Annotated in this window: 5 protein-coding genes and 1 pseudogene; 3 read left to right on the top strand and 3 right to left on the bottom strand. The window is 48.4% G+C overall.

The features are described from left to right. The 3 genes and pseudogenes from J0895_RS08000 to J0895_RS07990 all read right to left on the bottom strand — a co-directional run. Positions 1–594 (bottom strand): annotated as a pseudogene (locus J0895_RS08000) (CAF17-like 4Fe-4S cluster assembly/insertion protein YgfZ); the annotation flags it as partial. Positions 595–654: 60 nt separating this feature from the next. Further along, positions 655–1,038, bottom strand: coding sequence for a hypothetical protein (locus J0895_RS07995; RefSeq protein WP_207087575.1), 384 nt, complete (start codon positions 1,036–1,038; stop codon positions 655–657). A gap of 253 nt (positions 1,039–1,291) precedes the next feature. Then, positions 1,292–2,284 (bottom strand): ribose-phosphate pyrophosphokinase, encoded by a 993-nt coding sequence (locus tag J0895_RS07990; RefSeq protein WP_207087574.1) that lies wholly within the window; start codon positions 2,282–2,284, stop codon positions 1,292–1,294. Positions 2,285–2,765: 481 nt separating this feature from the next. Between J0895_RS07990 and J0895_RS07985 the strand changes: the two genes are divergently transcribed. From J0895_RS07985 to J0895_RS07975, 3 genes are all read left to right on the top strand, one after another. After that, positions 2,766–3,230, top strand: coding sequence for a GatB/YqeY domain-containing protein (locus J0895_RS07985; protein WP_207087573.1), 465 nt, complete (start codon positions 2,766–2,768; stop codon positions 3,228–3,230). Between the two features lie 107 nt (positions 3,231–3,337). After that, the gene (locus J0895_RS07980; protein ID WP_207087572.1) at positions 3,338–3,814 is read left to right on the top strand and encodes a hypothetical protein; all 477 of its coding nucleotides are present in this window, start codon (positions 3,338–3,340) and stop codon (positions 3,812–3,814) included. Positions 3,815–4,085: 271 nt separating this feature from the next. Further along, positions 4,086–5,701 (top strand): serine/threonine-protein kinase (locus J0895_RS07975; protein WP_207087571.1); only part of this gene is annotated, 1,616 nt, incomplete at its 3' end.

Here is a 5,701-nt window from a genome sequence, read left to right as displayed (position 1 = left end):
GCGATCGCAAATGAGGGTATAACCGGGGAGGGCCAATCCACTGCCGACAGCAACTCGAACTTGAATCTCGCCTAGGGTGAGGATTTGATGACTAGCATGGGGCCGATCGCCTGCCACTCCCCAGGGGGCTAACAGGGCCAGACTTCCCGGACCAATTAAGTTAAAAATCGCCATTGATTCGGTAATATCCTCCAACTCCACGCGATCGCTAGGAAACAGATAGCGATCGAGCCATTCCATGATTCTCTGACGGCGACTAGGGGAGACCAGCAACAGAGTGGTATCCTCCGTCATATAAGCCGTTGCCAAATCGATTGTTCGTGCAGTAGAGGTGACAAAAACCGTATCAGACCCTTGTCCCGGTTGGAGTTTTTGGAACTCATTCGTGCTTTGGTTATGTAAAAAGCGCAGGCGATCGCCACCGCTGACTTGAATCAGGCCCCAATCAGAGCGATCAAACAATGCCACCGCCCGCTCTGCTTCGGCGATCGCCCCTTGGTCGTTTCCATAACTCATCGGCACCTGAATTCCCGAGTCCGAATCCGCAAAAACTGCGCCACTCGCCGCCTGAATCTTCCGCAATTCCTCAGTCATAGCCATCCCTGGTTTTTTGTAAATTACCTGTTCTTATGCCATCAGACAGATCCAACCTTGTTACAGATTAGGCAAATTGGCAAAAATTTCCTCAACCAACTGTTTTGCTTTTTCATCCAGTCGATTCCAATCCACTTCCCCCTCCTCATCAATCAAACTGCTATCAACTTCCACATCACGGCTTTCCGGGGCTGCATGAGTCGGGCTATAATTTTGAAAGCAAATTTCAAAGCACAGTTCCCAGACATTAAACTTCTGTTCCGCTTCTCCCCGTTTTAAACAAAGGAGGTAGCCGGGAAGAGGCGTCTGCACATCTTCGTAAGTCCCTTCCCAACTCGAATCTTCTAGTTGTTTGCGAATATTATCCAGGACGCGAATCAAAGCCGGTTGCATCAGGATTTCGGCTTGTTGCCATGCCAGAGTATCTTTAAATTTAGGCTTCATTGTTTATAAAAAACGAATCGGTTGAGTTCCCGAAAAAGCGCCTCTAAATTGCTTTAATATCTCGAACAAAAATCAGCAAAGGCTAGAGAATCTGATAGCTGAAAGTCCCTAGGATATTCTGCCTGGGGCTTGTTGACTTCAACTTCACCGAAAGAAGCCCGCACAGGCGGGCTAACTCATGAAAAGAAGCAGGCTTTGGACCTGCATAGATACTTATGCGGTTGGGTTCACCGGGGAGTCCATCCGCTTTAACTTAGCGGAACATACTGCTAACGGAACTATCTTCATGAATCCGCCAAATCGTTTCACCCAATAAATTGGCAACCGAAAGGATAGTCAACTGTTTAAAGCGTTTATCCTCGGGTACAGGAATTGTATTAGTAATGATCACCTCTTCAAATACCCCTGTAGAAAGGCGCTCAACTGCCGGAGGAGAAAAAACTGCATGAGTTGCACAGGCATAAACCTGTCTGGCTCCTTCTTTCCGGAGTAAGCGAGCACCCTCGCAGATTGTCCCAGCAGTATCGATCATGTCATCGACCAGCACAGCCGTTTTGCCCTCTACATCACCAATCAAATTCATCACTTCGGCCACATTATGAGCTTGCCGACGTTTATCGATAATCGCCAAAGGCGCATCGTTTAACTTTTTGGCAAATGCTCGGGCTCTCGCTACGCCTCCCACGTCTGGGGAAACTACCACAATGTCAGAGAGTTGCTTACTAACCAGGTAGTCCAACACGACAGGCGAGGCATAAACATGGTCTAACGGGATATCGAAATAACCTTGGATTTGGTCTGAGTGCAAATCCATCGCTAAAATCCGACTTGCACCGGCTTGGGTAATTAAATTTGCCACCAGTTTGGCGGTAATGGACTCTCGTCCCGCTGTTTTGCGATCGGCCCTAGCATAGCCATAGTAGGGAATTACGGCGGTAATTTGCCTTGCCGAGGCTCGTCGGCAGGCATCGATCATAATCAGCAATTCCATCAGGTGGTCATTCACCGGATAACAAGAGGGTTGAATCAGGTAAACGTCACATCCCCGGATTGACTCCTGAATTTGGATGTAAAGTTCACCATCAGCAAACCGCTTCCGGACCATTGGTCCTAAATCTATTCCCAAGTAGCGAGCCACTTCCTGAGATAGAGGGACATTAGCAGAACCTGAAAACAGTCGCAGACGGCTATGGTCAGCAAAGGTAGCCAGAGATGGCTGGAGGGTTAAAGTAGCAGAACGGATCACGGCAGGCACTTTATCGGACGTTCATTGGTTCAAATTTTATCACCTCAATCGGAAATTTTCGTCATTATTTTTTCAGATCTCTATCCAAAGCAATATAGAAATTCGGGGCTAAATTAAATGAATCAATCGGGCGAGGGGAAACATATCACCGTCTAATCTATGCACCATCAGGTTTGTGGGGCTATATTTGCCTAGGAATATGGATGAACTAAGACTCAGGACAACAGGAGCGATCGCCCACCAAGTACCCACCCCATAATGATAGGCTAAATCCTAGGGATCCCTTTTTGCTCCAGGCTGCACAATTGAGTATCTAGCCCTATTTTTTCTAGGGAAACTTCCTACTCCTTCGGAGATATCCACGAATTATTGCCGACTCCCCTCAGTTGCGGCTAGGCTGGAAGTAGGCTGGCTTGCTCCCTTGCCTCCCTGAATCGGTTTTCCAAAATTAACGGTTAATTATGAAAAAAAGTGAGGCGTTATGAGCTTAAAGGAACGAATCAACCAAGACATCAAGACGGCGATGAAATCCAAGGATAAAATTCGTCTGGAAACGGTACGCAGTATCAAAAAATTGATTCTGGAAAAGGAAATAAGCGTCAGACCTTTGGGCCAGGATACTTTAACAGAAGAACAAGAAATAGAGATCCTCTCCAGACTAGCCAAGCAACGCAAAGAGTCCATCGAACAATATCAGCAAGGGGGTCGCGAGGAACTCGCCGCACAAGAGGCCCAAGAATTGGCAATTCTTGAAGAATACCTGCCCAAGCCCCTGTCTAATGAAGAAGTGAGTACGGTGATCGATCAAATAGTGGCTGAAGTGGGTGCTACCTCTCTCAAAGATATGGGCAAGGTCATGGGTCCGGTGATGGAGCAACTCAAAGGCAAGGCCGAAGGCAAAAAAGTTCAAGAACTGGTCAAAGCCAAGCTTTCGGGCCAATCCTAGGATATCAGTACAGCCTCAATGGGTCGGACAGGTCCTGTGTTGCATTGATAAGCGCCGTAAATTTCAGCCTAATTTGACCGCTATCCAGTTTAAAACGGGAGTTTGTGATGAACCCAACTGACAAAATCCAGCGGATTGTTCGTGTAGCTAGTCGGATTGCCAGGTATGCAGGAGTCGCCGTCACCCTGGCGATCGCCAGTTGTTTAGGAGCCTCCCCCAACTTCGGCCAAAACCCTAATCCCCCTCAAGCTCAATCCCAGCAGTGGCGGCGAATGAACGATTCAGAAGTCTTGCAACAGTGGGAAAATATTCTGAACTCTCCCTTGGGGGTTGGCGCCCTCAATCAGCTTGCTTTAGAAGGCTTTATCAGTTTCGAGTGTCCCAAAACCTTCTATATCAACGAAGAGTTTGGCGGTTTTCAAACCTTACTTCGCGTCAAATGTCCGACAGGAAGGGGCCTTTCTACTGCCGTAGCTTATGACGAAATGCGCGTCATCTTCAATCGTTTTGAATCAAATATCGAGAATTTTGAGATTCAGCGGGTTTCTGAGGAGCGTCCTCCTGAAATAACTTTGCCAGAATAGAAGGAGGAAACTCCCGATCGCCAGGGGGCAAATTGGGGACTCAGGAGGGGCTGGCTGAACTTCTCTGTACAGCCAACCATAACAGGCTCTGAAAAAGACTCACAATGACTTCGCTCCCATTCCCCTTCGAGCTAGGGATTATCTATTGCTCAACCAGGTTGAACCACCCTGCCGTGATCTCATAAATTGAGATCGTTGCGATCGCCTCTTGTCGGTTAAACCCTATCGAAGAAACCTCAATCCCTCTGATTTAAACGAGCACTTAACTTCTATGCAAACCGCAATTTTTAGTGGAACCATCTTACAAAACCGATATCATATACTCAGTCTTTTAGGTCAGGGAGGGTTTGGCCGCACCTATCTCGCCGAAGATCAAGGGCGGTTTAATGAACGCTGCGCCCTCAAAGAATTTATTCCCGCCCAAAATGGCAGTCATGCCCAGGTCAAATCCCTGGAATTGTTCCAACGAGAAGCCGCCATTCTCTATCAAATTCAACACCCTCAAATTCCCCAATTTCGAGCCACATTTGAACAAGAAGGACGGCTGTTTTTAGTCCAAGATTATGTAGCCGGAAAAACCTATCGCACCCTGCTCGAAGAATATAAATCCGCAGCGGCGCGATTTTCTGAAACTGAAGTGTTGCAGTTGATGCAGCAACTTTTACCCATCCTGGATTACATCCACAGCCAAGGAATTATTCATCGCGATATTTCTCCAGAAAATATCATTCGCCGCGAGTCGGACCGCTGGCCGGTTTTGATTGATTTTGGTGTGGTGAAAGAATTGGCTACATTGATTCAGTTTCCAGAACAGGGGACTGCCGCCACAACGGTGGGAAAATTAGGCTATGCTCCCAGCGAACAAATGCAAACGGGTCGAGCTTATCCCAGTAGCGATCTATATGCCCTAGCGGTGACTGCTGTGGTCTTGCTCACGGTCCGAGAACCCCAAGACCTATTTGATGATGTCAAGCTGGTGTGGCACTGGGAACGATTTGTTCCCCATCCCGTACAGCCAGAATTGGTAAGGGTCCTGAATCGGATGTTGAGTTACAAACCCGGCGATCGCTACCAATATGCCAAGGAAGTACAACTCGTCCTGGCCCAGCTAACTCCCCAACGCCCGATTCCTCAACGCAACGATCCCACTGGATCGGAACTGGCTACGATTGCCGTAGGCCGCAACCCCGTATTTTCTCCATCCCTAGACCCCAATTCTTCTAAACCCGGGATTTCTTCAAGCTCTGATTCTTTATTCGACCACCCCATTGCGATCGCCCTGGGAATCTTTGCCATCATTCTCCTGAGTGGATTAGGCTCTTGGAATGTCGTCCGTTCTGTAAGAAAGCTGGATCGCCCTGATCCCCAGGAAAATCCGGCTCCATTATTTTCCAATGTTGAATCGGACCTGGAACCGTCAACCATTCCACCGATTCCCTCATCTATCCCGGACGCCACCACAACCCCCTCACTCAATCCAAACTCGACCCCTTCGACTCCAGGAACCTCCTCTAACCCATTGCTCATTCCCGGCATCCCACGTCCAGGTTCCCAACAACCGGAACCCCCACCCCCAGCAGACCCCATTATTTCTACCATTCCCCTGAATGTTGCCGACGGGGTAACCACTGCCGTAGAAGGTACCGTCGAAGAGAACGAAATTATTAAATACATCGTTCCGGGAACTGCTGGTGAAGTGTTGAGTGCAAGTCTTGCTAACCGGGGCATATTAATGAACGTCTGGGGTCCAAACCGGATGGCGCTTGGGGAATCCAGAGGAGTCAATCAATGGACGGGAAGGCTACCAGAAACCGGAGAATACGAGATCGAGTTATTTAGCTTGCCCGGATTCTCTCCCAGTAATTTTGAGCTGCGGATCACTCGGGC

Source organism: Phormidium pseudopriestleyi FRX01 (genome assembly GCF_017313335.1).
In the GTDB taxonomy this organism is placed as follows: domain Bacteria; phylum Cyanobacteriota; class Cyanobacteriia; order Cyanobacteriales; family Laspinemataceae; genus Laspinema; species Laspinema pseudopriestleyi.
The sequence above is the reverse complement of the archived record's forward strand: the minus strand, read 5'-3'. Positions and strand labels throughout refer to the sequence as shown.

Excerpts from the sequence above, each read along its gene's own strand:
- J0895_RS07995 (WP_207087575.1), bottom strand. The coding sequence starts at position 1,038 with ATGAAGCCTAAATTTAAAGATACTCTGGCATGGCAACAAGCCGAAATC.
- J0895_RS07985 (WP_207087573.1), top strand. The coding sequence starts at position 2,766 with ATGAGCTTAAAGGAACGAATCAACCAAGACATCAAGACGGCGATGAAA.
- J0895_RS07980 (WP_207087572.1), top strand. The coding sequence starts at position 3,338 with ATGAACCCAACTGACAAAATCCAGCGGATTGTTCGTGTAGCTAGTCGG.